Annotated in this window: 25 protein-coding genes; 15 read left to right on the top strand and 10 right to left on the bottom strand. The window is 60.4% G+C overall.

From position 1 onward, the window contains the following. Position 1 precedes the first annotated feature (1 nt). From dmpE to DFR37_RS13025, 4 genes are read right to left on the bottom strand one after another with little or no spacing between them, the layout of a single operon-like run. Entirely contained in the window at positions 2-787 is a 786-nt protein-coding gene (dmpE, locus tag DFR37_RS13040; RefSeq protein WP_113933756.1) for a 2-oxopent-4-enoate hydratase, read from the bottom strand. A gap of 9 nt (positions 788-796) precedes the next feature. After that, positions 797-2251 (bottom strand): 2-hydroxymuconic semialdehyde dehydrogenase, encoded by a 1455-nt coding sequence (locus DFR37_RS13035; protein WP_113933755.1) that lies wholly within the window; start codon positions 2249-2251, stop codon positions 797-799. A gap of 26 nt (positions 2252-2277) precedes the next feature. Beyond that, on the bottom strand, positions 2278-2976 hold the full coding sequence (locus tag DFR37_RS13030) for a class II aldolase/adducin family protein (protein WP_113933807.1): 699 nt from the start codon (positions 2974-2976) through the stop codon (positions 2278-2280). Positions 2977-2999: 23 nt separating this feature from the next. Next, positions 3000-3863 carry a VOC family protein gene (locus tag DFR37_RS13025; RefSeq protein WP_113933754.1) on the bottom strand — a complete coding sequence of 288 codons (864 nt, stop codon included), beginning with the start codon at positions 3861-3863 and terminating at the stop codon, positions 3000-3002. A 208-nt stretch (positions 3864-4071) separates the two neighbouring features. Here DFR37_RS13025 and DFR37_RS13020 point away from each other — a divergent pair, with 208 nt between their 5' ends. Further along, the gene (locus DFR37_RS13020; protein ID WP_242341833.1) at positions 4072-4812 is read left to right on the top strand and encodes a GntR family transcriptional regulator; all 741 of its coding nucleotides are present in this window, start codon (positions 4072-4074) and stop codon (positions 4810-4812) included. Between the two features lie 93 nt (positions 4813-4905). On the opposite strand, the gene DFR37_RS13015 is transcribed toward DFR37_RS13020, so the two are convergent. From DFR37_RS13015 to DFR37_RS13005, 3 genes are all read right to left on the bottom strand, one after another. After that, positions 4906-6042 (bottom strand): ABC transporter substrate-binding protein, encoded by a 1137-nt coding sequence (locus DFR37_RS13015; protein ID WP_113933752.1) that lies wholly within the window; start codon positions 6040-6042, stop codon positions 4906-4908. 113 nt (positions 6043-6155) lie between these two features. Beyond that, complete coding sequence (locus DFR37_RS13010; RefSeq protein WP_113933751.1) at positions 6156-7115, bottom strand: 3-carboxyethylcatechol 2,3-dioxygenase; 960 nt, start codon at positions 7113-7115, stop codon at positions 6156-6158. Positions 7116-7161: 46 nt separating this feature from the next. After that, the gene (locus DFR37_RS13005; protein ID WP_113933750.1) at positions 7162-8067 is read right to left on the bottom strand and encodes an alpha/beta fold hydrolase; all 906 of its coding nucleotides are present in this window, start codon (positions 8065-8067) and stop codon (positions 7162-7164) included. A gap of 137 nt (positions 8068-8204) precedes the next feature. Between DFR37_RS13005 and DFR37_RS13000 the strand changes: the two genes are divergently transcribed. After that, complete coding sequence (locus DFR37_RS13000; protein ID WP_113933749.1) at positions 8205-9044, top strand: DNA-binding transcriptional regulator; 840 nt, start codon at positions 8205-8207, stop codon at positions 9042-9044. Between the two features lie 7 nt (positions 9045-9051). Here the strand turns inward: DFR37_RS13000 and DFR37_RS12995 are convergent, their stop codons facing one another. Then, on the bottom strand, positions 9052-10551 hold the full coding sequence (locus tag DFR37_RS12995; protein ID WP_113933748.1) for an amidase: 1500 nt from the start codon (positions 10549-10551) through the stop codon (positions 9052-9054). Between the two features lie 297 nt (positions 10552-10848). Between DFR37_RS12995 and DFR37_RS12990 the strand changes: the two genes are divergently transcribed. Further along, entirely contained in the window at positions 10849-11787 is a 939-nt protein-coding gene (locus DFR37_RS12990; protein ID WP_170139910.1) for a tripartite tricarboxylate transporter substrate-binding protein, read from the top strand. A 97-nt stretch (positions 11788-11884) separates the two neighbouring features. On the opposite strand, the gene DFR37_RS12985 is transcribed toward DFR37_RS12990, so the two are convergent. After that, complete coding sequence (locus tag DFR37_RS12985; RefSeq protein ID WP_242341832.1) at positions 11885-12523, bottom strand: prepilin peptidase; 639 nt, start codon at positions 12521-12523, stop codon at positions 11885-11887. 88 nt (positions 12524-12611) lie between these two features. Further along, entirely contained in the window at positions 12612-13076 is a 465-nt protein-coding gene (locus tag DFR37_RS12980; protein ID WP_113933745.1) for a type II secretion system protein N, read from the bottom strand. A gap of 317 nt (positions 13077-13393) precedes the next feature. Between DFR37_RS12980 and gspG the strand changes: the two genes are divergently transcribed. From gspG to DFR37_RS12920, 12 genes are all read left to right on the top strand, one after another. Then, the gene (gspG, locus tag DFR37_RS12975; protein ID WP_113933744.1) at positions 13394-13864 is read left to right on the top strand and encodes a type II secretion system major pseudopilin GspG; all 471 of its coding nucleotides are present in this window, start codon (positions 13394-13396) and stop codon (positions 13862-13864) included. A gap of 19 nt (positions 13865-13883) precedes the next feature. Next, the gene (locus DFR37_RS12970; protein WP_170139909.1) at positions 13884-14408 is read left to right on the top strand and encodes a prepilin-type N-terminal cleavage/methylation domain-containing protein; all 525 of its coding nucleotides are present in this window, start codon (positions 13884-13886) and stop codon (positions 14406-14408) included. After that, the gene (gene gspI / locus DFR37_RS12965) at positions 14405-14776 is read left to right on the top strand and encodes a type II secretion system minor pseudopilin GspI (RefSeq protein ID WP_113933742.1); all 372 of its coding nucleotides are present in this window, start codon (positions 14405-14407) and stop codon (positions 14774-14776) included. The genes DFR37_RS12970 and gspI overlap by 4 nt, the downstream gene beginning before the upstream one ends. After that, positions 14773-15378, top strand: a complete 606-nt coding sequence (locus DFR37_RS12960; RefSeq protein ID WP_113933739.1) for a PulJ/GspJ family protein — start codon at positions 14773-14775, stop codon at positions 15376-15378. Before gspI ends, DFR37_RS12960 begins: the two co-directional genes overlap by 4 nt. Positions 15379-15446: 68 nt before the next feature. Next, positions 15447-16313 (top strand): type II secretion system minor pseudopilin GspK, encoded by an 867-nt coding sequence (gspK, locus tag DFR37_RS12955; protein ID WP_113933806.1) that lies wholly within the window; start codon positions 15447-15449, stop codon positions 16311-16313. 1 nt (position 16314) lies between these two features. Further along, a complete protein-coding gene (gene gspL / locus DFR37_RS12950) occupies positions 16315-17340 on the top strand; it encodes a type II secretion system protein GspL (protein WP_113933738.1) in 1026 nt (341 codons plus the stop codon). Then, complete coding sequence (locus DFR37_RS12945; RefSeq protein ID WP_170139908.1) at positions 17337-17936, top strand: type II secretion system protein M; 600 nt, start codon at positions 17337-17339, stop codon at positions 17934-17936. Before gspL ends, DFR37_RS12945 begins: the two co-directional genes overlap by 4 nt. Before the next feature lie 8 nt (positions 17937-17944). Next, the gene (gene gspN, locus DFR37_RS12940; RefSeq protein WP_170139907.1) at positions 17945-18685 is read left to right on the top strand and encodes a type II secretion system protein N; all 741 of its coding nucleotides are present in this window, start codon (positions 17945-17947) and stop codon (positions 18683-18685) included. A 34-nt stretch (positions 18686-18719) separates the two neighbouring features. After that, complete coding sequence (gene gspD / locus DFR37_RS12935) at positions 18720-21188, top strand: type II secretion system secretin GspD (protein ID WP_113933732.1); 2469 nt, start codon at positions 18720-18722, stop codon at positions 21186-21188. After that, entirely contained in the window at positions 21185-22606 is a 1422-nt protein-coding gene (gene gspE, locus DFR37_RS12930; RefSeq protein WP_113933730.1) for a type II secretion system ATPase GspE, read from the top strand. Before gspD ends, gspE begins: the two co-directional genes overlap by 4 nt. Positions 22607-22627: 21 nt before the next feature. Further along, positions 22628-23839, top strand: a complete 1212-nt coding sequence (gene gspF / locus DFR37_RS12925) for a type II secretion system inner membrane protein GspF (protein WP_113933728.1) — start codon at positions 22628-22630, stop codon at positions 23837-23839. 256 nt (positions 23840-24095) lie between these two features. Beyond that, on the top strand, positions 24096-26252 hold the full coding sequence (locus DFR37_RS12920; protein ID WP_113933726.1) for a sulfatase-like hydrolase/transferase: 2157 nt from the start codon (positions 24096-24098) through the stop codon (positions 26250-26252). Positions 26253-26331: the final 79 nt, after the last annotated feature.

Raw genomic sequence — 26331 nt, 5'->3', positions numbered from 1 at the left:
ATTAAATGAAACGCACGCTGGCCGAACCTACGCCACCCAACGTCATCCGCAAATTGTCGCCAGCCTGCACCGGCACCATGGCCGCCAGCGACCCCGAAAGAATCACTTCGCCGGCCTTGAGTCCCATGCCAAGCTGGCCCAGCGTATTGGCCAGCCAGGTAACGGCATTGACGGGATGGCCCAGCGCGGCCGCGCCGGCGCCGGTGGCAACGATTTCCCCGTTCTTTTCCAATGTCATGCCCACCACCGACAAGTCGATTTTGCGTGGATCGATCGCCGCATCGCCCAGCACGAACACGCCCGAAGAGGCGTTATCGGCCACGGTGTCCTGGATGCGTATCTTCCAGTCGCGGATGCGCGAATCGACGATCTCGAAACAAGGCAAAACATATTCGGTGGCGCGCAGCACATCGGCGTTCGTCACACCCGGTCCGATCAGATCGTGCTTCAGCACGAAGGCAATCTCGCCTTCGGCCTTGGGCGCGATCAAGGTATCGGCTTCGATAGCCGCGCCGTCGCCATACACCATGCCCGAAGTCAGGTGCCCGAAGTCCGGCTGGTCGACCTTGAGCATGTCCATGACGACCTGGCTTGTTACTCCGATTTTCTTGCCGATGACGCGCTCGTTGCGCTCGGCAAGGCGCCGCTCGATCATGCGCAGCTGAATGCGGTAGGCATCGGCAATGACGATATCGGGCTCGGTTTCAGTCAAGGGTGCAATCGCACGCCGGCTGGCCAACGCCTCATACAAGGCATCGCCATAGTGTTGAATTTTTTCGGGAGACATAATGGCCGCCTACAGTTTTACGCAGACGTTGCGCAATTCGGTATAGAACTCCAGCGAATGAACACCGCCCTCGCGGCCGATGCCCGATTGCTTGGCACCGCCGAACGACGTGCGCAGGTCACGCAGGAACCAGGAATTGATCCAGCAAATCCCGACCTCCAGCGCCGCGCCCATGCGATGGGCGACGCTCAGGTCCTGGGTCCACACGGATGAAGCCAGGCCATACGGCGTGGCATTGGCCAGCCGGATAACCTCTTCTTCGGTGTCGAAGGGCGTGATATGGCAGCACGGCCCGAAAATTTCCTCGCGGATGATGGCGGAACTTTCTGGCAGGCCGGTCCAGATTGTGGGCTGGACCCAGGCCCCCGCGCTTAACGCGCCCGGCATGGCGGGCACGCCGCCGCCGGTGACGGTTACCGCACCCTCGGCCTTGGCCTTCTCGTAGTAGCTCAATACTTTTTTCTTGTGCGTCATGGAAATCAGCGGCCCGAAATTTACCCCCGGTTCGAGCGGCTGGCCCATCTTGAAGGATTCGGCGCGCTGTTTAAGGGCCGCAACAAAGCGTTCGAAAATAGGCCGCTGCACATAGACGCGCTCGGTACCCAGGCATACCTGCCCGGTGTTTTCAAAGGCGGCACGAGCGATGCCCGCCACAGCCTTGTCGAAATCGGCGTCGGCGAACACAATGCCGGCGTTCTTGCCGCCCAGTTCGAACGACACCGGCCGCACGCCCTTGGCCGCCGCCCTCATGATGGCTTCGCCTGTGCTGGTTTCGCCGGTAAATGTAATGCCGTCGACGAGCGGATGCTCGGTCAGGAATTGCCCCGCCGAGTCCGGACCGAATCCGTGCACGACGTTGTACACCCCCGCCGGCACGCCCACTTGATTCATGACTTCGCCCAGCAACGTTGCCGTGGCAGGCGTGTCTTCCGAAGGCTTGACCACCACGGTATTGCCGCAAGCCAGCGCGGGGCCGACCTTCCATGTCATGAGCAGCAAAGGCAGGTTCCACGGACACACTACGCCGATGACGCCACGCGGAGCACGCACCGCATAGTTCAGTGCATGGCCATTGTCGGGCGTGTTCATGCCGAAGGTTTCATTGGGGACGTTGCGAATGAGGTCGGCAAATACCTTGAAATTGGCTGCGCCGCGCGGAATATCCACATGGCTGGCCAGCACATGCGGCTTGCCGGTATCGGCGATTTCAGCCGCCAGGAAGTCGTCGAAGCGATTGTTGATGCCGTCGGCCACGGCATGCAGAAGATCGACACGCTGGTCGACCTTCAAGCCTGCCCAAGGTCCCTTGAGCGCTGCCTTGGCGGCCTGGACCGCCGCATCGACCTCGCCGCGGCCGGCTTCGTGCACCGGGCCGATGAGGCTATTGTCGACCGGATTGCGATTTTCAAAGGTCTTGCCGGTGGCAACCCATTGCCCGTTGATGAAATTCTTGAATTCGTTCATTCGTTTTTATCCTGCCAATCAAAAAATCAAACGGCGCCGACCCATTCCGGATCGCCTGCCCCCAGGTATTCCCACATACGTTCAAAAATCCTGCCGCTGCGCGTGGCCCTTTGCTGCGCTTGCCCAGCCGTAAGAACGCCCTGCGCGTCCGCCAGGCCGGCACCGCGCAGTTGCAGCTCGATGCGGGCGGCGTCTTCCAGATACCAAGTAAGTCCCACCGCCGTTTGCAGGTCTTCGGCGGCTACCACAGCGCCGTTGCCGCGCATAACAACCGCGGCGGCATCGGCCATGGCCTGCGCCACGCCTACCGCCTGAGCTTCGCTGCGCACCAACTGCACGTCGTCCCAAAGCGGCACTCCCGGCGAGAAATACGAACCCATTCCGTGGCGCGGCGCAGGCGTAATGCCAGCCGCCGATAAGGTCATGACATCGCGCGGCATGCTGCGCACCACGCCGCCCACCTCGGGCCGGCTTCGATATATTTGTTGATGAATGCGCACCTCGCCCAACACTCCATCCGGCAGGTCGCCGTGCACCGGCACGACGGTGCCTTGATCGGCTGGCGTAATCAAGCCCATGGGCTTGGCGGTGCATACCAGGAACGCATGGGCATCAAGGCGCAAACTGCAATGCCCGTAGGCATGCACGAGGTTCGCCCGCGCCAATGAGCGCGCGGCTATGCGCAACAAGCGCTGTTGCTCTAGGCTGGCCGCTGTAAACGCCATGGCCGTTTCGCCTTGGGCGGCGCTCACGACTTGAACTCCGGGATATCGGGCCGCGAGCCCCACATGCAAAAGGACTCGGGCACGAAAGGAAAATTGCGCGGACGATAGGTGAGTTCGTCTTCCTCGGTAATAAGGCGCACGCCGGTGGAATATTCGTACACCATGCCGTCGGGGCCTTCAAAGTACAAAAACATGGCGCCTGAAGTGGGATGCCGGCCCGGGCCGAAGCGTATGGGGATGTTGCGCTCTTTCAGGATGTAATAAGCACGCATGACATCGTCGATGCTTTCCACCTGGTGATTGATGTGCTGAACGCCAGGGTAGGTGGAAGGGAACAGCGCAATCTTGTGATGCACCTCGTCGATGCGCAGCAATGGCGCAGCGCCTATGCGGTCGCTGACCCTGGCGCCCAGCAGTTGCGTCCAGAACAGCTCGTCGCGGTGCGGATCCAGCGTACGCAGTCCAATATGGCTGAAGCCAGTAATGCCCGCATCGCGCGACGGAAAATAACGCCGGCCGCTATGGTGCGGAGCATAGACCAGGTCAATGCTGTTGCCCGATGGGTCCTTGAAATTTATGAAGTCGCGCACGTAGCGCTGTTCGGCCTCGGCGGCCGACCCCTGATGCACCTGGCAGCCATTTTGGGACAGTATTGCAGCAGCATGGTTCAGCTCCTGCTGCGTGTCGACTTCAAATGCCGCGGTATGGTCGCGCGGATCGCCCTCTGTGTAGCACAGCGTGTGGTCGCGGCTGTCCGAGCGCAAGTAGACCGACTTGCCTTCGCTGCGGGCAATCTCCAGACCGAGGACGTCGGTGGCGTAGCGCACCGATGCCTGCAGGTCGGCAGTACCCAGCCTGACATAGCGAATGTCATGCAGATGAATCACGTGTTGTCTCCTTGCCCGGAAATTTCCGGACGCATTTTTAAGCGTTTTGCGGCCGTGTCGATTTAAAGAATAAGTTGAAGGAATCTCGATGTCAATTAGTATTATCGAGATTTTTATAAATCCTCATTATTTCTTGTTTTCGCCGAAAAATAAGATACACTGGCCTCGTTCGCTATAGTCGGCGCTAAATTAAGTCTTTCAAGCCACCATGTTTGATTCTCCGACCGCATCATCCATGCCAGTGCCGCCGACGCCCGACGGCGAAGCGGCGCCGGACGCCCTTCCCAAGACCTTGGTCAGCGGCGCCTACCTGCATTTAAGGCGCGACATCATCGAAGGCCGGCTGGCGCCCGGCGCCAAGCTGCGCGTCGAACACCTGAAAGACTCTTACGGCGTAGGCGCGGGCACACTGCGCGAAGCCCTGGCCCTGCTGGTGTCGGACGCCCTGGTCGTAGCCCAGGGACAACGAGGCTTCCACGTCAAGCCTATTTCCATGGCCGACTTTCACGACATCACGCAAACCCGCATCCTGCTTGAGTGCGAAGCCTTGAAGCAATCCATCCAGTCCGGCGACGACATCTGGGAAAGCCGCGTCGTTGCCGCTTTTCACCGCCTGGACCGAGCGCAGAAACGCCTTGCCGCCAACCCTTCAGAGCGCTTCGACGAGTGGGAAGACCGTAACCGCGAATACCATCAAGCCCTGATCAGCGCCTGCCGATCAGCCTGGGTACAGCACTTTTTAGCCATCCTGAACCAACAAGCCGAGCGCTACCGGCGTCTGGTCATTACCCGCAAGCCGATTCCGCGTGACCTGCACGCAGAACACCAAGCCATCCTGGACGCCACCCTGGACCGCAACTCCGACGCCGCCTGCAAACTGCTGGCCGAACACATCGGCATGACCTATGAAGCGGTAAAGCAATTGCCGGCCACTTTGTTCAACGATTGATCGCCACCCAAAGCGCAAGCCTTCGCAAAGCAAGGCTCGCGCTGGGTTGTTCACTTCAGTCCGTGTACGCGGCAGCACCGGACAAGGCAACCCCTACTTCACATAGCTCCATCGTCCGTCCTTGACCTGGATCAGTACCCGGCCGCGCTTATCCAGCCCAACGTGGTCTTCAGCGCTCATGTTGTAGACACCATTGACGCCCACAAGCTCTCGCGTGTTCTCAAGGCCGTCGCGTAAAGCCAAACGAAATGCTTCTGTCCCCGGCTTAGCCACTTTAAGTGCGCCAGGAATGGCGTTTTGCAGCAAAAGAAAGGCGTCCCAGGTCGACCCGGCAAATGTCGAACGCGAGTCGGCACCGTACATTTTTTCGTAAGCGCTATTGAAATCAACGCCCACCTTCTTGCTAGCCATGCTGTCCGGCAACTGATCGGCGACCAGAGTAGGCCCAACCGGAATCAAGGCACCCTCGACACTCTTTCCGCCAATGCGCAAAAAGTCTTTGGTTGTGACACCATGCGTTTGGTAGATTTTTCCGGTATAGCCGCGCTGCCTTAATTCCGCCTGAGGCAATGCTGCCGGCGTGCTGGATGCCCCGATAAATACCACATCGGGTTTGGCTGCCATTACCTTCAGCACCTGAGCAGTCACAGACGTATCCGGCCGTTGGTAGCGCTCGTTGGAGACAATCTGGATATTTGCCTCTTTGGCTTCCTTCTGAAGCGCAGCGTATACGGTGTCACCCCAGCTGTCGGCAAAGCCAATATATCCAACCGTCTTGACCTTGTTTTCGGCCATATCCTCAACGACTCGCTGAATCATCAAACCGGCTCCCTGGGTCGATTGGAACACCCATCGACGCTTGTCCTCCGGCGGAGGATAGGGAGTAATAAGGACCAAAGGCGTTTTTGTTTCATCGACCACCGATGTCATGCCGGCGGCATTGGGATTGGTGTTGGGGCCAATGATGGCATCGACCTTATTCTCAGATATCAGCTTGCGGGTATTTCGAACGGCAGTAGTTGGATCGGTGGCATCGTCCAGCACAATATAGTTGACCTTTTCGTTGCCAATTGTTGCGGGCATCAGCGCAACCGCTCGCTTGATGTCCGTACCCAGTGTCGCCGCCGGACCGGTAATGGATGTCACCACGCCAATATTTATATCGGCCTGAGCCGCTTGCGCAAAGGCTGCAACCACTGCCATTGCAATCAATGTTCTTTTAATAGTCATTACTTTGTCTCCGTACTTATAGATATGGATGAAAACCACTAAACCGCTGCACTACTGAAACTGCTCGCAATACCCGCGTTATAAAGAACCCGGCCATGAGGACGAACCCCGCGTTAGCCATAGTCAGCTTGCTCGTCCCCCTGCAATGTTGAAAACCCAGCAATCCACTCGGGAATCGGTGCGTAATAGTCGGAACGGACCACATAACGGCCACCGGTCGCCGCTGCCATGGCCGCATTGGCCGCCAACCACGTCTTGACTTCATGGGCGGACTCGCCTGCCGCCAAGCCGATCTGCGCGTTCTCGACCTTGTCGAATCCGATCAAGTCGCGCTGCTTCAGCCTCTCGAGAAAGTCCTTGTCCCAGGCGGGGTTGAGCGGATGCAAAGTCGACCCGCCGCCCGCAAATTCGCGGGCAACGTCAATCGTGCGCTGTTGACGCGCATTGCGCTGTTCAGCCGAAAGATTGCGCCCCGCGATCAATCGCTCAGCCACTTCCGGTGTTGCCCCCGCCAGCGAAGGCGCCGGAGGATTGTGCGACAAGCCCCCTGAACCCATGAAAAGCACGCGCCTGCCGAGCGTAGCCGCATAAAGCCCCACCGCATTACCGAGCAGGCGGGCACGCTTGAAGGACGGCAAAGGAGCGGCCAGACTATTGATAAAAACAGGTATCACCGGGTAGCGATCCAATGCGCCGGTCAACAACTCAAGCGGCTGGGCGAAGCCATGATCCACCTGCATTCTGAACGAAACAGCGCAATCCACCTCGGCGGCCTGGACCGCCTTGACGCACTCGATGGCGAGATTGCCAGGCACATTCAAAGGGCCGCTCCGGCAGCCATAGTCGCCAATCGAACTGGCCGCCGCGCCAATACAGAACGAAGGCATCAAATCGTAGAAAAATCCGTTGTAATGATCTGGCGCAAATAGAAAAATCAGCTCAGGATCGAAGGTCTCGAGATCTTCCTTAAGCGTCCGCAAGGCCTGCATGGCCGAACGCACCGTGGCTTCGTCGGGATCAACCAATCCCATTAGCGGCGTATGCGAAAGACACTGCAGCTTCATCGAGCTCATTCACGACTCCATTTTTGATATGCAAGGTAATGGCAAGATCGGCGCCTTAAGCTGCGCGGTGCGCGCCCCTGATCGGTTTGCCAAGCAGGAAATCGATGTGCAGTTCATCGAACAACTTCGTGTCCTCGAACTGCGGCCAATGGCCGCAACCTTCCATTACAGTGAACAAGGCTCCAGGAATCATTGATGCAATGCGACGGCCTTCGGTCACATCGGCAGTCGGATCGTCGGAGGTCCAAAGTACCAACGTCGGCGCTTTGATTCGCTCGTAATCCTGAGCACGCAAAATATTGCGCTGACGGACCTCCATATCCTGCAAGATCATGCAATGGCGCATATTGCTTTCCATTCCAGCTTGGCTGTAGATAGCCTGGCGCGTCGCTATCAGGTCGTCAAACACCTTGGACTTGTCCGCCATCAGCCATTCAAGCCTGGTCTTGATGAACTCCCAACTGGGATCAGTCGCGGCACGCATGGACAAGGCCTTGATTTTTTCCATGACGGCCGGATCCGCCTGGGAGCCGCCGGCGGTATTAAGCACCAGGCGATCGATACGATCGGGATGATCGATGGCAAACCGGGCGGCCACCCAGCCTCCAAGCGACTCTCCGCTGATGCTGGCCTTTTCTATGCCGGCGGCGTCCATGAACCGCAAAAGATGATCGATATAATGCTTGATCTCCAGATCGGTATCGGCAATATCCGTCCAACCGTGACCAACCATGTCGACAGCCCACGTCGAAAAATGGCTGGAATGCGCTTTCAGGTTACGAACATACGCTTCGGCATGCCCGCCTACGCCATGCAACAGAATAAGAGCTGGCTTGTTTTTATCGCCGGCATGAAGGTAGCGGGTATTGATGCCGCCAGCGTCCATCCATCCCTGCGAAAATTCAACGCCTCGCAAGTCGGCCCAAATGCTGTGGAATTTCTGCTGATGATCAACGGCCATGAGTGTCTCCGGAAATTTTGAATAGGTTTGAAGTCAAGATACGGTAGCGTCGGCGCTTCCACAAAAGAATTCCAGCAATGTGCACCTGGTGCACAATCTCGGTATCATGGATAACTCCGTCTCGAACGCCAAACACTATGCCCACCATCAAGCAGCCCGCGGAATACAAACATGTCAGAAGCCTGGAGCGCGGGCTAGATGTGCTGCAAGCACTGAATACCTGCATCGACGGCCAGGCTTCGAGCAGCGAATTGAGCACAATGACAGGACTGCACCGCACGACCGTTCGCCGCTTGCTTGAAACATTGACGCAAACCGGCTTTGTGCGGCGCAGCGAGTCAGACGATAGCTTTCGCCTTACCTTGAAAGTGCGCGAGCTAAGCGAAGGCTTTACCGATTCGGAATGGATTTCGACCAAAGCAAGTCCGGTCATGGGTGAATTGCTGCAGAAAGTCGTCTGGCCGTCCGACCTCAGCACCCCTGACGGGGACTTCATGCGGGTTCGCGAAACCACGCATCGCTTCAGTCGTCTTTCTTTTCATCGCGCCATGGTGGGCAAGCGCCTTCCAATGCTGATGACGGCCTCGGGGCGTGCCTACTTTTCGTACTGCGCCGAAAAAGAACGGGAAGAAGTCTTGCAATTACTGTGCGCAGGCAGCGACGACCAAGCGCGCCTGGCTGCGGACCCCCGTTTCATAAAAAATCTAATTCGGCGAGTGCGCACAGACGGCATGGGCACCAATACCGGCGAATGGAACCACGGCGGGGAAGCCGACAAGATAGGCTCTATTGCCATGCCAATATTGCATCAGGGAAACGCAATAGCGTGTCTTAATATTATTTATCTGGCTCGTGCCGTTAAGCTGGACGCCGCCATAGAACGCTTTGCACCCGCATTGCTCGCCGCCACCGAGAAGATCTCGGCGGCTCTGCATGACATGCATGGGGTTGAGCGCAGCAACAAGCAGGACGGCTAAGGCCGGCTTACTTCTTTTCCTGGTGCACCGCGTCAGCGACCTGGAACACCATGGATTCCTGGAAATGCCGGCCCACCACCATGAATCCTACCGGCCTGCCTTCGAACTCGCCGCAGCATACCGAGATGGCCGGGTGTCCGGTCAGGTCGAAGGGGCTGGTGTTGTTCAGCATTTCCCAACTGGCCACCAAAACCTCGGTAGGCGTGGCGTCTTGCGTGACGATTTTTGTGGCCGTCATGGGCGTAGTGGGCATGACCAGGACGTCGTACTTTTCCAGTGCGGCATCGTATTCTGCGCGCAGGCGGCGCTTGAGGTTTTGCGCTTTGGCGTAAATGCGCCCGCCGTGCCGGGATAGTACCTCGCCCGAAAGCAGCACGGCCTTGATGGTGGGGGCCAGCTCGTTGGCGTGCGATTTCCAGTTTTCGATGGCGCGCATATAGGACAAGGAATAGGCCCCATTGGCGCCATAGCCGACGCCGTGCCCATGCGCCAGATTATGGGCCGAGCCCTCTATGCCGATAGGCAGCCATAGCGCCGAGCCAATGTTGTGCCAGGGTATGGAGACGGTTTCGACAATGGCCCCTTGCGCCTGAAGCTGTTTGGCCGCCGCGCGCACGGACTCGTCCGTGCCGGCCTCGGATTCCGCACGCCCGAACCCTTCTTCAACGATTCCGATGCGCAAGCCTTTGACGCCCTTGCCTATGGCTTGCGTGTACGGCTGCGACGGTTCGCCTCTTTGACGCCCGTCGATGCCGTCGTCGCCGGCAATGACTTCAAGCAGCAAGGCGCACTCGGCCACGGTGCGTGTCATGGGGCCCAGGTGGTCGAAGGTATATTCGATGCTGGCCGCACCGGTATACGGCACCAGCCCATAGGTTGGCTTAAGGCCAACGATGCCGCAGAACGAAGCCGGCATGCGGATGGAGCCCGCCTGGTCGGCGCCTATGGCCATGTCCACTTCGCCCGCCGCGACCAGGGCGGCGCTGCCATTGCTTGAGCCCCCCGTCGTGTGGCCAGGCACGCGGGGATTCTGCACAGGGCCGGTCGAACTGGTGGCACTATTGCCTGCAAAGCACAGGTATTCGCATACCGCCTTGCCAAGGATTTCTCCGCCGGCGTCGAGTATGCGGGTCACGATAGTGGCGTCGGTCTCGGGTACATAGCCGTCCAGGATGGAAGCGCCGTTCGTCATGGGCACGCCCGCCACACTGACACTGTCCTTTATTGCAATTGTTTTTCCATGCAGCTTGCCGCTGGCTGCTCCTTTGATGGTGGACTTGTAGTACCAGGCGTTGTATTTGTTTTCAGCGCCTTCGGGCCGATAGCCCGGCGTGCGGGGATACTGGACTTGCGGGGCCACCTCGGGAAGCTGCTCGATCAAGCGAAAGGCCGGCGTCAGGCCGTCGAGAAAGGCGTGATATTCGGCGGCCTCGGCGTCGCTAAGATTCATGCCGAATTGTTCGCCGATGCCCTGGATGACCTTATGGTCGGGAAAAGAATAAGCCATGGATGGATACCTCCTTTTCTAATCTTCTAATAATGAACAGTCCTGGAACGCAAATTCCGTCAACGGACAACTCTCAGCCCGCCAGTTAAGGTCAACTCGTTTTTTTCGATTTGCCACTGCAACCATCATTTTCAGCACAGCCAATCGTAATGCATTTCCAGGCAATCGGTAAGCTGGCCATAAAAACCGGGAAGCCGCGCCGGCTTTCATTCGTACACAGCAATTACGTTATGATCAAAAGCTGTTTTTCTACTCGTTTTCAAACCAAAAAGAAAAAGCAATATGCAGTCCATCAATATGAAAAGAATCAGAACCCTTGCATATTCACTACTCTGGCTGCCGATGCTAGCATGCGCGGCCTACCCGGACAGGCCCATCACTATCATTGTGCCGTTCGCAGCCGGCGGCCCAACCGACGTCGTTGCGCGCGCCTTGCAAAAGCCCATGGGCGACGCACTTGGCCAGCCCGTCGTCATCGACAACACAGCGGGCGCGGGCGGAACCATAGGTACGCGCAAGGCGGTGCAGGCGCGGCCCGACGGCTATACCATTTTGTTCATGAATCTGGGCGTTTCTACCGCGCCGAGCCTATACAAGACGCTGGGCTACGACCCGCGCACTGACCTGACGCCTATCGGCAGCGTAGTCGATACACCCATGGCCATCATTGCACGCAAGGACCTGCCGCCTGAAACTTTGCCGCAATTGAAAGCCTGGATGAAGGCCCAAGGCGGCAAAGTGAATTACGGGCATGCCGGCATAGGCAGCGCCGCACATCTTTGCGGCGTATTGCTGCAAAAGGACCTGAACACCAATTTCACCGAGATCGGCTACAAAGGAACGGCACCAGCCGTGCAGGCCCTGATAGCCGGCGAAATAGATATTATTTGCGACCAATGGAGCAACATGACTGAACAAGTCAAAACCGGTACGGTCAAGGTCTACAGCACGACCGCTGCCGTCAAGGACTTCCCCGCGCTTCCGCAATACTTATCCCTATCCGCCTGGCACGCTCTTTACGCCCCCAAGGGCACGCCACCCGAATTCATTGAAAAGCTTTCCAGCAGTTTGCAATCCAGTATTGCCTCCGAATATTTTCGGACGCGCATGGAGCAAATCAATACGCTGCCCGCAACCCCGGAACAAGCACGGCCCGCAGCCTTGGCACAGCGCACCGCTCAGGAAGTTCAGCATTGGGGAATGCTGCTCTCGAACACAGGAACGGGCAAGCAGTAAATCCGCCATCGGTACAAAGCCCGTGCAATGCTGTCGATGTGGGCGCTATCTTCTACGATACAGGGCTGTCAACGCAAAACATGCGGCACGATGGCGCTCAGTACGACAACCTAAGCAGCGCCAGAATACCGGCCGCCGCCAGATAAGGCCCGAAATGCAAGGGCTCGCCAGCTTTCAAGCGGCCCGCCAGGCGCAGCGCCAGCGCCGCGATCAAGGCCAGCGAAGACGAGACCAGCAAAACCCAAGGCAAGCTGGCCCACCCCAACCATGCGCCAAGAGCGGCAAGCAGCTTGAAGTCGCCATGCCCCATGCCCATGCGCCCGGTGAACAATAAAAACACATAGCAAACGCACCACAGCGCCAGATAGCCTGCCGCGGCTCCCAGCACCGCGTCCGGCAGCGCGGTAAAAGCGCCGCCTAGATTCACCAGCAAGCCCAGCCATAATAGCGGCAGGCTTAGCATATCGGGCAGCAAGCCCGTTTCGGCATCGATCCAGCCCAATGCCAAGAGCGTCACAATATATACAATTGCCGCTGCGGCGGCGGGCGTAGGGCCCAATAGCCGGACGCAAAGCATGGCCAGGACTATGCCGGCCGCCCAGAAACCGGCACGATAGCGCCGATGTGCGCGGGAGGGCGGATTGGCGATCTGCGCGTCCAGCGCACGCGGCAACCGATAAGCGGCGCGGCTTAAAAGCGCCGCCAGGACCAGCGCAAGCGCCGCGGCTGCCAGCATGGCACCTATTGGCCCAATATTCCACGGCGTCCACATAGCCGGCATCAATACCTTGGCTGTAGCGGTCTGGCGGCCGTCGACGCCTTTTTCAAGGCCGAACTCCGGATGAAGAAACAGGAATGAAGCCCTGCACCAGGCTTGCCGGATTGGCGGGCATGGCCACTTCTTCGATTACGCCGTCTTGATTGATGGACACCGCATTGGGCGTCACGCCCGCCAAGGTTACCCCCGGCGCCAGCGTTTGCCCTATCCGATAAGCTTGCGCCGCAGCGCCATTGACAGCCAGCAAAGCCGCCCCGCGGCCGTTATCGGCAGAAATAAGGCCGACGACCGCCACACGCACGCGTAAAGCTCCCCCACCAAACCACCGGGCCACGGCACTGGTATCTTGCCCCGATGCCGAAACAGAGTCCAGCATAGGGGGCAGCGCGCGCGGTGCCGGCGCAAAAAGCAGCGCACCCCAGACGCCCGCGCCCACTGCCAGTGCCAGCACAGCCACGCCACGCACCCATGCCGGTCCTTCAAGACGAAACAACGCGGGTAATATCTGCATTGAGTAGGGTTCCTTGCTTGCGGCAAAAATCCTGCCGCTTTAAAAAGCGAAAGCAATATGATGCCCTTTAATTGAGCAGACGGCCATTACAAAAGCCCCGGACTTGCGAATAGGCGCACAACGGCCTGGAAAACCCGTAGTCCTTGCGTTATTTACCTGTACCATCGTGACCATGGCCGGAAAACGGATCAAGTCAAATCCTTGTCGCCTAGTCGGGCAGATCGCCATTGTCATTTTCGAATGAGTAAGTTAATTTAAAAAAGGTTGCCAAAAATGGCTTTGATTTCCAATTGATACCAGCCGCCACCCCCTACGAAATGAAGCATTTTCCGCCCTTTTTCCCACGAATTGCCGGCGCCGGCCGCCAGCTCGGCTTTTCCCTGATCGAAATCATGGTGGTTGTCGTCATCATGGGTATCATGGCCGCCCTTATAGTGCCGAACCTCATGGACCGCCCTGACCAGGCGCGGGCCGTGGCGACTCGGCAGGACATCGGCGCCCTGATGCAGGCGCTCAAGCTGTACCGGCTGGACCATGGCCGCTACCCCAGCGCCGAACAAGGCCTGCAAGTTCTGACAGGGCAGCCGCTGCCCGGACAGGCAATTGGCGGCCAGGCCGCTAACAACCAGCGCTCGTATATGGACCGCCTGCCTGTCGACCCGTGGGGCACGCCTTATCAATACCTGAACCCGGGCGTGCACGGCGAAATCGATGTCTTCTCATTGGGCGCCGATGGGCGGGCAGGAGGCGAAGGCAATAATGCCGATATCGGTACCTGGTCCAAATAATCCGGCGACGCACTTTGCTATGCAGCACAAGAGTTCGCCACCGGGTGGCCGAGCTGTGCGCCAGCGTGGGTTTTCGCTGCTGGAAGTGCTTATCGTACTGGTCATTATCGGCATCGCAACAACCACTGTCAGCGTCAGTGCATTCTCGGGCGGCGACGCCCAAGCGCTGCGCAAGGACGGACTGCGTTTGGCGCAGTTGTTTTCAGTTGCCCAGGCCGAGGCGCGCAAAGGCGGAAGTCCCGTCGTCTGGGAATACGACGCGCAAGGCTATGAATTTGCGCAGGCTACTCGCCGTCTATTCATGCCCGCCGGCATTGCGCAGGCGGCAAGGCCCGCGCAGGCCCAAGCTTTTGATGCCGACAGTTCGCTGCGGCCCCGCCCCTGGACGTCCGACAACGCGATTGAAGTACGCCTGGACCCACCTGCGGCAAATGTATTCAACACCGAATGGATATCGGGGCCGCTTGCAGTGGAACTGCGCGATGGCCTGAACACAGTACGCATCGTCCGCTCGGGCAACGGCCAGTATCAGGTGCTGCCATGAGTCCGCCTCATGCGCAGGCGGGCTTTACCCTGCTGGAAGTCCTTATAGCGCTGGCCATTGTCAGCATAGCCCTGGCCGCCAGCATGCGAGCCCTGGGGGTAAGCGCCAGCGGAGCCCAAGCCATGCAGCAACGCAGCCTGGCCCTTCAGGCCGCCGAAAACCGCCTGGCCGAGCTTCGCCTTTTGCGCACTTTTCCTCCGCCGGGGCGCACAATCGAACCCTGCCGCCAGGGACCTCTTGCCCTGGTCTGCGAACAAGAATCCCAAAACACCATGAACGGCAACTTCCGGCTGGTCACTGTGCGGGCACGCCTGGCTTCAGGCCCCGTGCTAGCGCAGCTGGACGGCCTGCTGTCCTCGCTGCCATGATGCCTACAGTCGTAAAACAGCAGGGTTTTACCCTTATTGAAGTGCTGGTCGCGCTGGCCTTGATGGCGGTGCTGAGCATCGTTTCATGGCAGGCGCTCGATATGGTCGAACGCTCGAGCGAACGCCTGAACGCCAGCGCCGACGACACCCTGGCGCTTGTGCGTGTGCTGGGCCAGATCGAAAGCGACCTCAGCCACCATGCGAACAGCGATATCCTTCCCTCACCCAGCCAGGTAACTCCTGCTGCGACCCTGGACACCATGCTGCCCGCCGGCATTCAATGGGCCCCGCCGGTACTGACGGTGGTGCGCTCCGCCCGCGACGGCGCCTGGCAACGAGTGGCCTGGGGACAGGACGGCAATACGCTGCGCCGCGCCGTGGGGCCGGCCGCTCAGACCCTTCCTTTACCGCAAGCCGGGTCCAGCGATGTGGTCCTTGACCAAGTGAAGAATTTTTCCGTTCGAGCCTGGATACCAGGACAAGGCTGGTCCACGCCCAACGAAGCCGCCACCCAGGCCAAGGCCACCGGGTTGGAAATCATGATCGAACGCATGCACCATGGCGCAAGCGAAGTCTATCGAAAGGTTGTGCTGCTGCCATGATTGAGCTTTCGCATAGCGTATTTCGCCCCCATCCTGCGGCAGGCACGCGGCCAATCCGGCAGCAAGGCATGGCAGTAATCGCCGCACTGATCGTCGTGGCCGCCGCCGCTGTCGCCACCGCGGCCATCATGGAGCGGCAAGCCTTGCTTGCCGATACGCTGGTCGGCGAAAAAGACCGCGCGCAGGCAAAATGGCTATTGCGCGGCGGGCTGGACTGGTCGCGCGTCATTCTATTCAACGACGCGCGCCGCAATGCCGTAACCCTGAAGGACGCGATCTGGGCCCAACCTATTTCCGGGCTTGAAGTCAGCACGCCGGACAATAAGCGCAAGGCCTATTTCTCGGGCCAGATCGAAGACGAGCAAAGCAAATACAATATTTGGGAACTGGCGCAGAATGGCGTGGTGCAGCCTGCAGAACTGGCCGTGCTGGAAAGCCTGCTGGCCGGCCTGGGCATCCAGACATCACTGGCTGGCGCCATAGCCCAGCGCGTGGCCGATACACAGGCCGGCCAGAATCCGGAACCCGCGGCTCCTGGGTTAAGAACCACCAACGACCTTATGGGCATCAACGGCATATCTCCCGACATTGCCGCCATTCTTGCCAACTACCTGACCATCCTGCCGCAAAAAACAGCTGTCAATGCCAATACCGCTAGTGCCGAAGTGCTAAGCGCCAGCGTTCCCGGCCTGGACCTGGCCCAGGCCCGCGACCTGGCCAGCCAGCGCGACCGCGGGCAATGGTTCAATAGCCGCGGCGATTTTTTCAACCGGCTGGGCAAACCCGACATTCGCTCCGGCGACCATATCGACGTCAGCAGCGATTGGTTCAAGGTCACGGGTGAAGTCACGCTGGACCATATTGCGGTCGGGATGCAGGCGCTATTGCATCGACCCGACGGCGGCCTACCCTCCATCCGATGGATCAAAGACTGACATGAAGAGCCGACTGCGCCTGGCCCTGCCGCCTCTGGCCGAGATAACGCCGGAATCCATAATGGCTTTTGCGCTGTTCGACCGCGACGGCCGGCTGCTGCGCAGCGGTGAGCTGCCCCTTGGACAACTGGCGCAAGCCGTTCCGGTCGACTATGTGCAGGCTATATTGCATCCTGGCGATGCCATTGCCGTTACGGTCCAGCTTCCGCCATTGCCTGCAAAGCGGCTGGACGCGGCCGTGCAGGCCAGCGTCGAACCCATGGCCCTAAGCGCCATCGCCGATCTTTGCATTGCGCATGGACCGCGCGCCGCCGACGGCAGCACTACGGTTGCGTGGACGGGGCGACACGCGTTGCTGGAAGCATGGCGGCAACTGGACAGCGCCGGACTCAAGCTTGCCGCCATAGTGCCGCTGGCCTTGGCATTGCCCGGAAGCGACCCCCATCCGAGCCGGCCGCTAACCCTTCCCGTTGACTCGCGCTGGCAAGCTCCGCTGCCGCGCTGGTCGCTGGCGCGGCCCGAATGGCGGCCGACCTCACAAATGCATCGCTGGCGCGGCGCGGCCCTGTGGGCTGGCGCTGCCGCCCTGCTATGGCTGCTGGGCCTGCAAATCTATGCCGCCCAATTGCGCGGCGAAGCGCATGCGCTGCAAACCTCGACAGAACAAGCTGTACGCACGGCCTTTCCCTCTATCCCCGTCATCATCGACCCCGTCCAGCAGGCGCGAAGCCAGCGCGATCTGCTGCGCCTGGCGGGCGGCACCGCTGGCGCGGACGATTTCATGCCGCTGGCCTTGGGCGCAGCCAAGGTGCTGAACTTCGCCGACGGCCATGTCGCCTCATTGCGCTATCAAAATAAAAAACTGACGCTGGTCCTGGCCAAAGGCTATACGCCGCCGTCCGACGAAGCCGTTTTGCACCAGGCGGCGGCCGTCCAGTCCCTGCAGCTTGAAAAGGACGACGGCGCAGCCCACACATGGCACTTCCAGCGTGTGAACAGCCAACCGGCCCGCGAGACCCGCCCATGAACATACGCCCCCAGTCGCCGCAGTCCACGCAAGCCGCCATTTGGCGCCAACAGCTCAATACATTGAAGTTGCAGGCCGCCGCCTGGTGGAACGAACGCACACAACAGGAACGCACGCTGTTGCGCGCGGGCTCGATTGTTGTCGCGATGGCCCTGGTCTGGACGCTGGGCCTGAAGCCGGCGCTGGACTCCATCGCACAATCGCGCGAACTGCTGCCGCGCCTGCATGCCAATGCCGCGCAAGTAGACGCCCTGGTTCTTGAGGCCCAGGCGTTGCAACGCATGCAATCAGGCAAGATAGACGCCGCCAGCCTGTCCCAGGCTTTGCGTACCAGCCTGCAACGCAGCGGCCTGGAAGACTCATCCACCCTGAACGAAATCCGCGTGTCCGGCGGCGATTCATCGCAGCAATGGGAGATCACGCTGCTTGATGCCAGTGCCGAACGCGTCATGCAATGGCTGGCAGGACTGCCCTATCTGCTTCAACTGCAGACGCAAACCGTCGAGCTTGCGCGTGCCAATACCGACGGCCGCGACAGACCCGGCCATGTGTCAGGGCGCATTGTCGTCCATCAACCCGCAAAGCCGGCTCCATGAACCGGCGCGTGATATTTTCCGTTGCCGGACTGATACTGCTGGCCTGCTGTGCCGCCCTGGCAGTGCTTCCCGCGCGCTGGATCATGGCCATGCTGCCGACCGCGTGGCCTTTGGCCGTTGTCAATGCCAGCGGAACAGTCTGGTCGGGCAGCGCCACGCTGGCAATAGGTACGGCCAGCCACCGGCGCACCATCGCCGAACCGCTGCGCTGGCACTTGTCGATCGCCGACGGTCCCAAGCTTCTTGTGTCGCACCCATGGCTGGGCGGCCCCTTGGCCGTAACTCCAGCGTGGCTTGGTCTTGCGGTGTCCGGCCAAACACTTCAATTGCCCGCGCCTGTGCTGGCAACGCTGGATGCCCGCATCGCGGCCGTCGGCCCTGGCGGCGAACTATTGCTTCAATGGCCCGCGACGGTTATCGGGCGCTCCAGCCGCCCTCCCGGCACCACGCTGCTGAACGTCCAATGGCGCAATGCCGCGTCGGCGCTGGCCCCCATCCGTCCTTTGGGCGACTATGCCCTTATCCTGAAGCAGGCCGACCAGGGCCGGGCGGACGTGGTTCTAAGCACTCGGCAAGGCCCCCTAATGCTTAACGGCACCGGCATATTGGACCGAAAAGGCGGCTTCCAGTTCGACGGTACGGCCCAAACCGACCCCACCGCCAGCACCGACACCCATGCCGTCCTGCGCGATTTGCTGGCCACGCTTGGCCCCCACCGGAACAACCAGACTCTTTTGCGTTTTCGCTAGCGCACCATAAAACCACAGGCCTATCGATACAGTCATGAAATATATCCATAAAACAATGAGCCGCAGCTATCATTTCCATCCGGCCTTGTCGACGCTGGCGCTATCCCTGGTTTTAGCCGGTTGCGCTACCCCGCCCCAATCTGGCGACCAGGCCGGCTCGCAACTTGTCGTCCACACATCCACAGGCCAGGGTTGGCGCCAGGAAGGCCCTCCCGGAACAGCCTCATCGCCGCTGCCGGAACCCGCGCCGCGTGCGCGGCCCGCCCCGCGGCGCCCATCCAGCCAGAACCAGAGTCTCGCGCCCGCATCCGCAACGGCCGGCAGAAGCTCGGCGGCCGACTCCACCACGCTTAACTTCGTCGGCGCCGATTTACAAGGCGTTGTGCGCGCAATGGCCCGATTCACCGGACGCAATTTTGTGGTCGACCCCCGTGTCAAAGGCCAATTGACGCTCGTCTCGGAGGTTCCTGTGAATCCGGATACGGCTTACTCAATGCTGCTTGGCGCCTTGCGCATGCAAGGCTTCGCCGTGGTCGACGTCGACGGCGTCAGCCGCGTCGTGCCCGAGGCCGACGCCAAGCTGCAGGGAGTCCCGGTAAGCAGCGGCGCCGGGCAGGCCGCCGCCCATAGCGGAGAACTTGTCACGCGCGTCTTTCAGCTGCGCTATGAAAATGCCACTAACCTGGTGCCCATACTTCGGCCCATGATCGCGCCGAACAATCCCATCAACGCCTACACGGGCAATAACACACTGGTCATTACCGATTACGCAGACAACCTGGACCGCATCGCCCAAGTCATTGCCGGCATCGACACGCCGGACTCCACCAGCACCGACGTCGTTCCCATTCGATACGGCGTTGCGCTGGACGTCGCGGCACTGGCAGCGCAATTGCTGGACACCCGCAGCAGCGGCGATGCCACCCAGCAAACCGTTGTGGTCGCCGACCCGCGCAGCAACTCCGTCCTGCTGCGCGCCAGCAGTCCCGACAAACTGGTGCTTGCGCGCGACCTGATCGAGCGCATCGACAGCCCCGAGTCCCGCGCCGGCAACCTGCATGTTGTGTACTTGCGCAACGCCCAGGCAACGCGCCTGGCCGAAGTACTGCGCGGCGCGCTCGGCGGCCAGGGTGCAAGCAGCGGCAATACCGGCGGTTCGGCGTCGGGCAATCTCTCGAACGGCGGCTTGTCAGGCACGATGCAGGGCGGCGCGGGCAGCGCCTCCGTAATGACCGGCATGCCGGGGATGAACGGCGCCGCGAAGTCCAATACAGGCTACAGCGCCAATAGAAATACCGCCATGGGCGGCGCAACCGGAACACTTGGCGGCACCGACAGCAACCCCATGCAGCCGGTCGCGTTTACAGCCGGCGGCGCAACCGTCCAGGCCGACCCTTCCACCAACACACTCATCATCTCCGCACCCGATCCGCTCTACCGCAGCCTGCGTGAGGTCATCGACCAACTGGACCAGCGCCGTGCGCAAGTCCTGGTCGAAAGCCTGATCGTCGAGGTCAACGCCGACGACGCCGCCCAGTTCGGCATCCAGTGGGCGGCGGGCGGCAACAATGTAAATAGCGGCGACTCATCGTTCTTCGGCGGTGCGAACCTGGGCGGCAGCGGCTTCAACCCCCAGGGGAAAACCACCATAGACGCTCTGGCCACGGGTTTAAGCCTGGGCGTCGTCAAGGGTACGGTCAACATCCTGGGCAGCGAAATCCTGAACCTTGGTGTGCTGGCCCGCGCCATGCAAACAAAAGTCAACGCCAATGTGCTTTCCACGCCCAACCTGATGACCATGGACAACGAAGAAGCCAGCATCATTGTTGGCCAGACCGTGCCTTTCGTCACCGGGCAATACACGACCTCGGGCGATGGATCCAGCAACCCCTTCCAAACCATAACGCGGGAAGACGTTGGCTTGACCTTGCGTATCCGCCCGCAGATTTCCGAAGGCGGCACCGTCAAGCTGGCCCTGTACCAGGAGGTCAGCAGCCTTGACCCTGCCTCCACCCAGGCCACAGGAATAATCACGCGCAAACGCGCACTGCAAACCAACGTACTGGTTGACGACGGACAAATCATCGTGCTGGGCGGGCTGCTGGAAGACACTATGTCCGGCGGCACAAGCTCGGTGCCCCTGCTGGGCGATATTCCCATTTTGGGCAATCTGTTCCGCTACGACACGCGCAGCCGCAAGAAGACCAATTTGATGGTTTTTCTGCGCCCGCATATTGTGCGCAACGCCCTGGACGGCGCCAGCGTAACGTTGGACCGCTACAACTACATGCGGTCGGCACAGGCGCGGCTACCAGCAAAATCCACCTGGTTTGCACCTGACACCGGCATGAGGCAGCTTCCCCAATTCGAACGCAATCCGAACACCGGCCTGCTGGACCTGCGTGAATCGGACAACTCCCTGCCCATGTCCGCGCCTGCGGGTTCAAACCCCGCAGCCGCTCCAATCCCGCCAACTGCGCCGATTTCCTCCAGCAAGCTATGAATACCCGGCTTCCGTATGCCTGGGCGCGCACTTACCGCGCCCTTATCCAGACCGGTACTTCGGGCATGATGCTGACGACCTCCGCCAGCACGCCGGACTGGGCGCTGGCTGAAATACGGCGGCGCCACGGCGAACTCGCCCACCGCGAAGTCCCCGACTCCGAACTGGACACTCTGTTAGCGGCCGCTTACGCGCAAACCGGCGACGCGGCCGCAGTGGTGGACGCGGCCGCCAACGAAGTCGACCTCGACCGGCTGATGCAGGACATCCCGGAAATAGAAGACCTGCTCGAAGCCCATGACGATGCCCCGGTGATCCGCATGATCAATGCGCTGTTCACCCAGGCCGCCCGCGACGGCGCCAGCGACATTCACCTGGAAGTCTTCGAAACACATTCGGTGGTGCGCTACCGCGTCGACGGCACTTTGCGCGACATCGTCAGCCCGCGCCGGGCGCTGCATAACGCCCTGGTGTCGCGCATCAAGATCATGGCCAGCCTGGACATAGCCGAAAAGCGCCTGCCGCAGGATGGCCGCATCGCCCTGCGCGTGGGCGGGCGTCCCATCGATGTGCGCGTCTCCACCCTGCCTACGGGACACGGCGAACGCGCCGTATTGCGCCTGCTGGATAAAGAAGCCGGACGGCTGGAGCTGGAACGGCTGGGCATGGCGCCCGATGTACTGGCCCAACTGGACAGGCTGATTCGCCAACCGCACGGCATTGTGCTGGTCACCGGCCCCACCGGCAGCGGCAAAAGTACAACCCTGTATGCCGCGCTCGGCCGCCTGGATGCCGCCACCACCAATATTCTTACCGTGGAAGACCCTATCGAATACGACTTGCCGGGCATCGGGCAAACCCAGGTGAACCCCCGCATCGACCTGACGTTTGCGGCCGCCCTGCGCGCCATCCTGCGCCAGGATCCCGACGTCATCATGATCGGCGAGATCCGCGACCTGGAGACCGCGCAGATTGCGGTCCAGGCCTCGCTGACCGGCCACCTGGTCCTGGCTACGCTGCACACCAACGATGCCATTTCCGCCGTTACCCGCCTGACCGATATGGGTGTTGAACCGTTCCTGCTGGCGTCAACCCTGCAAGGCGTGCTGGCCCAACGATTGATAAGAAAGCTATGCCCGCAATGCAAGACCAGCCGCGACGACGGCACGGCCGGCTGGAACCCCGGCGGATGCGCAGCTTGCAGCCATACCGGATACAGCGGACGCACCGGCGTGCACGAGCTGTTCTCCATGGACGACACTCTGCGCAGCATGATCCATGCCAACGCCGACGAACAGGCCTTGCGCCAGGCCGCGCAGCGTACGGGCATGCGCAGCCTGCGCGAAGATGGCGGACGCTGGATTGCCCAAGGCGTTACCACCGATGAAGAAATGGCTCGCGTAACACGCGACGCCTGATCCTTTTTAGACGGAGACGATATGCCCACCTACCAATACGAGGCCGCCAATGCGGCCGGACGCATTGAACGCGGGCTGATCGATGCTGACAGCGAACGCAATGCCCGCCAGAGCTTGCGCTCACGCGGGCTGTTGCCGCTGTCGCTGCGGGCCGCCAGCGGCGGGCGCGCCACGGCGGGCCAGATTCTGAAAGGTCCGCGCATCAGCGATTCCGATCTAGGCTGGCTTACCCGCCAGCTGGCCAGCCTGCTGGCCGCGCGCCTTCCCCTGGAAGCCGCACTTAGCGCCACACTGGAACAGGCCGAGCGCCAGCATGTGGCGCATACGCTGGCCTCGGTGCGGGCGGACATTCGCGCCGGCCATCGGCTGGGCGAAGCGCTGGCTGCACGCCCCCGCGACTTTCCGCCTATTTACCGCGCCCTGATCGACGCCGGCGAGCAGTCGGGCGACCTATCCCAGGTCATGGAAAAGCTTGCCGACCACATTGAAACCCGCGGGGCCTTGCGCAATAAAATCCTGACGGCCTTTATCTATCCGATCATCGTCACTATTGTTTCGATAGCCATCGTCATTTTCCTGCTCAGCTACGTCGTGCCACAGGTGGTGGGTGCATTCAGCCAGACGCATCAAACCCTGCCCCTCCTGACCCGCCTCATGCTTTCCGCCAGCGGCTTCGTGCGCGACTGGGGTGCCATTACGGTCGCGGCGCTGGCAGCGCTGTTCGCCCTCTGGCGCTGGCATTTGCGCCATCCAGCGGCCCGTCTGGCCTGGCATGCGCGGGTATTGCGCCTGCCCTTGCTGGGCCGCTATGTGCTGGGCGTGAACACCGCCCGCTACGCCGCGACGCTGGCCATTCTGACCAGTAGCGGGGTTTCCCTGCTGGTGGCGCTTGAGGCCGCGCGCCGCACCCTGGGCAACGACAAGCTGCGCGTGGCCGTGGACGAAGCTACCCGCCATGTCCGCGAAGGCAGCCCGCTGGCGGCCGCGCTGCAGGCGCAAAAAATCTTTCCACCCTTGCTGATTCATCTGATTGGCAGCGGCGAACGCACGGGCGAATTGCCCGCCATGCTCGAACGCGCAGCACGTACGCTTTCGAACGAACTGGAACGCCGCGCCATGACCATGACGGCGCTGCTGGAACCTTTGATGATCCTGATCATGGGCGGCATTGTGCTGGTAATTGTGCTGGCCGTCATGATGCCAATCATAGAAATAAACCAGATGATCCAGTGATGGCGAAAGGAAATTTTTGATTGTTCACCAAATGCAAATCTGTTACGATTTTTTCAAAATAGCTATATAAATCACAATTAATGACATTTATACAGACCACCCCAATGGTTATACCAACTGAAGCGATATTCCATTTACGGCTTGCATGAAGGCCAAAGCCCGACATCATTTTGATCAGGCTGCGCCGGCAATATCTATTTCTTAGAAGGAACTGGCCATATTTGCCGACAAGCGATGCCGCCCACTGGAGAATACCTTGAACAAGACGCTTCCAGCTTTGCTCGCGGCGGCAGCCGCCGCACTGACCTTAACTTCATGCAGCGACAGCGGCAACAATGTGGCTTCCAACGATCCGCCCCAGCCGCCAAATATACTTTTTGTCGTGCTGGACGATCTGGGCGTCGATCAGTTGCCCGTGTTCGGCTACGGTGGCGCCACTCCGGCGCAAACTCCCAACCTGAACGCCATTGCACATGCAGGCGTGCGCTTTCGCAATGCCTGGTCCATGCCCACATGCACCCCCACCCGGGCAACGTTCTTTCAGGGACGCTATCCCTTCCGCACCGATGTGAAGAATGCCGTCGTTGCTCTTGACCTTGCCAATTCGCAGGTATCGCCCTACGAAATCACGACCCCGAAGGTACTGAAACAGAAAGGCTACGTCAATGCCATCATAGGCAAAATGCACCTGTCAGGTTCCGACCTGAATCCCGCCAACAACCCGCTGGGCGACGGCGTCATGCACGAATTGGGCTGGGATTACTTCGAAGGCTATCTGGACGGCGGGCCTTATCCCATCGACACGACGGCGGGCGGCGTGGCTCCGGCCGGCACTTACGGCTGCGGCTTCGTGCCCAACACCACGGACGATCCGGCCAACGGCAAAGACGGCGGAGCCTGCTATCAGGCCACCGGCGTTTGCACCGAAATATCCACCGCGACTGCCGCCACGCCGGGCCGTACCTGCCTGGAAGGCGGCGGCATCTTCGACCCGGGCCAGTCGTGCAAGGCGGCAAAGCCGGCCTATATCGACTTCACCGTACAAAACGGCTACTACACCAGCGCACTGATCATCAACCAGCCCAACGGCAAGGTCGAAGTCTACCCACCCTCTGACCAACGCAGCCGCGGATACCGCAGCACCACGGAAACCGATGCGGCCGTGCGCTGGATCAAGCAACAGGCGCCGACCCAGCCCTGGATGGCCAGTGTCGGCTACTCCGCCATCCATACGCCGCTGCAGCCGCCTCCGGTTTCCCTGCTGCCGGCAAAGTCCTTCCCTACTGGCAGCTTTACATGCGGCGCGGACCTCCCACAGCAGCGCATACTGACCAACCAGATGCTGGAAGCCATGGACAAGGAAATCGGCCGCCTGCTGGTCGAGACCGGCCTGGCCCAGTACAAGAACGACGGCACGCTGGACTATCGACCCGAAAGCACCAACACCACGGTCATCATCATGGGCGACAACGGCACTTATGCACCCAGCGTAAAACTGCCATTCGACTTTACCCGCGCCAAGGGCTTTCCTTACCAGACCGGCGTCTGGGTTCCCTTAATCGTGGCCGGCCCCATGGTCAAACAGCCTGACCGCGATGTCCCGCACATGGTGAGCTCGACCGACATGTTCAGCCTATTCGGCGAACTGGCCGGCATCGACGTAAGCCAGGTGGTACCCGCCGCCCGCGGACTGGATGCCAAGCCGGTGCTGCCGTATCTGACCGATCCCGGCCACGCCAGCATCCGCAGCACCAACTACACCGAAATGGGAACCAATATTTCCGCCACCGCCGCACCCCCTTGCGTCATTCCTGCGTCCAACGTTTGCGTGCAGGTTTTTCCGCAGCAAGGCGTGTGCGAAGACCAGGGCGGAACCTGGTACGGCCCCGGCAGCGCGGCGGCCCCGGCGGGATTGGCGTCCTGCTGCGCGGTCAACGACTACCTGGCCAGTAAGGGCCAGGCAACGGTCGACATCCTGCCCGACTCGCAAAAAGCCATCCGCAACGACCTGTTCAAGCTGGTGCGCATTGAACGCCTTAACTGCGGCAGTGGAAACATTGAGCCCACCGAAGAGTTCTACCAAGTCGACCAGGCCACGCCACTCCCCATGCTTGACCGCGCCGGACTCAACCTTCTAGACCAGCCGGCATTGACAGCCGAACAGCAGCAAAACTACACGGCGCTGCAAACCGAATTGCAAAAGCTGACAAGCAGCAGAATCGTTTGTCCGGGCGACGGCAACCTGGATCTGGTGGTCGACAGCACAGACATTGAAAACTGGAAGCGCTTCAACACGTCCAACGGCGGCAAGTCCAGTTGGTACGACTTCAACCACGACGGCGTCACCGACGCGGCCGACTTGGCCGTCATCCAGCAAAACCTGGGCAAGGATTGCAGGCCGCCGTCCACCTGAAAACGCTGCGGCCAAATAAAATAAGCCCCGGGAAATAAACAATCCCGGGGTTTTGCTTTGGCCTTTGGGCTATTCCTGC

Source organism: Eoetvoesiella caeni, from assembly GCF_003315175.1.
Classification (GTDB): Bacteria; Pseudomonadota; Gammaproteobacteria; order Burkholderiales; family Burkholderiaceae_B; genus Eoetvoesia; species Eoetvoesia caeni.
Note: the sequence above shows the minus strand (reverse complement) of the source record. Positions and strands in the feature narration are given on the sequence as shown.

What these genes read in the sequence shown, in the direction of transcription:
- DFR37_RS12990 (WP_170139910.1), top strand. Translation starts at nt 10,849, where the DNA reads ATGAAAAGAATCAGAACCCTTGCATATTCACTACTCTGGCTGCCGATG.
- DFR37_RS13005 (WP_113933750.1), bottom strand. Translation starts at nt 8,067, where the DNA reads ATGGCCGTTGATCATCAGCAGAAATTCCACAGCATTTGGGCCGACTTG.
- DFR37_RS13010 (WP_113933751.1), bottom strand. Translation starts at nt 7,115, where the DNA reads ATGAGCTCGATGAAGCTGCAGTGTCTTTCGCATACGCCGCTAATGGGA.
- DFR37_RS12995 (WP_113933748.1), bottom strand. Translation starts at nt 10,551, where the DNA reads ATGGCTTATTCTTTTCCCGACCATAAGGTCATCCAGGGCATCGGCGAA.
- gspI (WP_113933742.1), top strand. Translation starts at nt 14,405, where the DNA reads ATGAGTCCGCCTCATGCGCAGGCGGGCTTTACCCTGCTGGAAGTCCTT.
- dmpE (WP_113933756.1), bottom strand. Translation starts at nt 787, where the DNA reads ATGTCTCCCGAAAAAATTCAACACTATGGCGATGCCTTGTATGAGGCG.
- DFR37_RS13030 (WP_113933807.1), bottom strand. Translation starts at nt 2,976, where the DNA reads ATGGCGTTTACAGCGGCCAGCCTAGAGCAACAGCGCTTGTTGCGCATA.
- gspL (WP_113933738.1), top strand. Translation starts at nt 16,315, where the DNA reads ATGAAGAGCCGACTGCGCCTGGCCCTGCCGCCTCTGGCCGAGATAACG.
- gspE (WP_113933730.1), top strand. Translation starts at nt 21,185, where the DNA reads ATGAATACCCGGCTTCCGTATGCCTGGGCGCGCACTTACCGCGCCCTT.
- gspD (WP_113933732.1), top strand. Translation starts at nt 18,720, where the DNA reads ATGAAATATATCCATAAAACAATGAGCCGCAGCTATCATTTCCATCCG.
- gspG (WP_113933744.1), top strand. Translation starts at nt 13,394, where the DNA reads ATGAAGCATTTTCCGCCCTTTTTCCCACGAATTGCCGGCGCCGGCCGC.
- DFR37_RS13020 (WP_242341833.1), top strand. Translation starts at nt 4,072, where the DNA reads ATGTTTGATTCTCCGACCGCATCATCCATGCCAGTGCCGCCGACGCCC.
- gspF (WP_113933728.1), top strand. Translation starts at nt 22,628, where the DNA reads ATGCCCACCTACCAATACGAGGCCGCCAATGCGGCCGGACGCATTGAA.
- DFR37_RS12985 (WP_242341832.1), bottom strand. Translation starts at nt 12,523, where the DNA reads ATGCTGGCAGCCGCGGCGCTTGCGCTGGTCCTGGCGGCGCTTTTAAGC.
- DFR37_RS13000 (WP_113933749.1), top strand. Translation starts at nt 8,205, where the DNA reads ATGCCCACCATCAAGCAGCCCGCGGAATACAAACATGTCAGAAGCCTG.
- DFR37_RS13015 (WP_113933752.1), bottom strand. Translation starts at nt 6,042, where the DNA reads ATGACTATTAAAAGAACATTGATTGCAATGGCAGTGGTTGCAGCCTTT.
- DFR37_RS12970 (WP_170139909.1), top strand. Translation starts at nt 13,884, where the DNA reads ATGCAGCACAAGAGTTCGCCACCGGGTGGCCGAGCTGTGCGCCAGCGT.
- DFR37_RS12945 (WP_170139908.1), top strand. Translation starts at nt 17,337, where the DNA reads ATGAACATACGCCCCCAGTCGCCGCAGTCCACGCAAGCCGCCATTTGG.
- gspK (WP_113933806.1), top strand. Translation starts at nt 15,447, where the DNA reads ATGGCAGTAATCGCCGCACTGATCGTCGTGGCCGCCGCCGCTGTCGCC.
- DFR37_RS12980 (WP_113933745.1), bottom strand. Translation starts at nt 13,076, where the DNA reads ATGCAGATATTACCCGCGTTGTTTCGTCTTGAAGGACCGGCATGGGTG.
- DFR37_RS13035 (WP_113933755.1), bottom strand. Translation starts at nt 2,251, where the DNA reads ATGAACGAATTCAAGAATTTCATCAACGGGCAATGGGTTGCCACCGGC.
- DFR37_RS12960 (WP_113933739.1), top strand. Translation starts at nt 14,773, where the DNA reads ATGATGCCTACAGTCGTAAAACAGCAGGGTTTTACCCTTATTGAAGTG.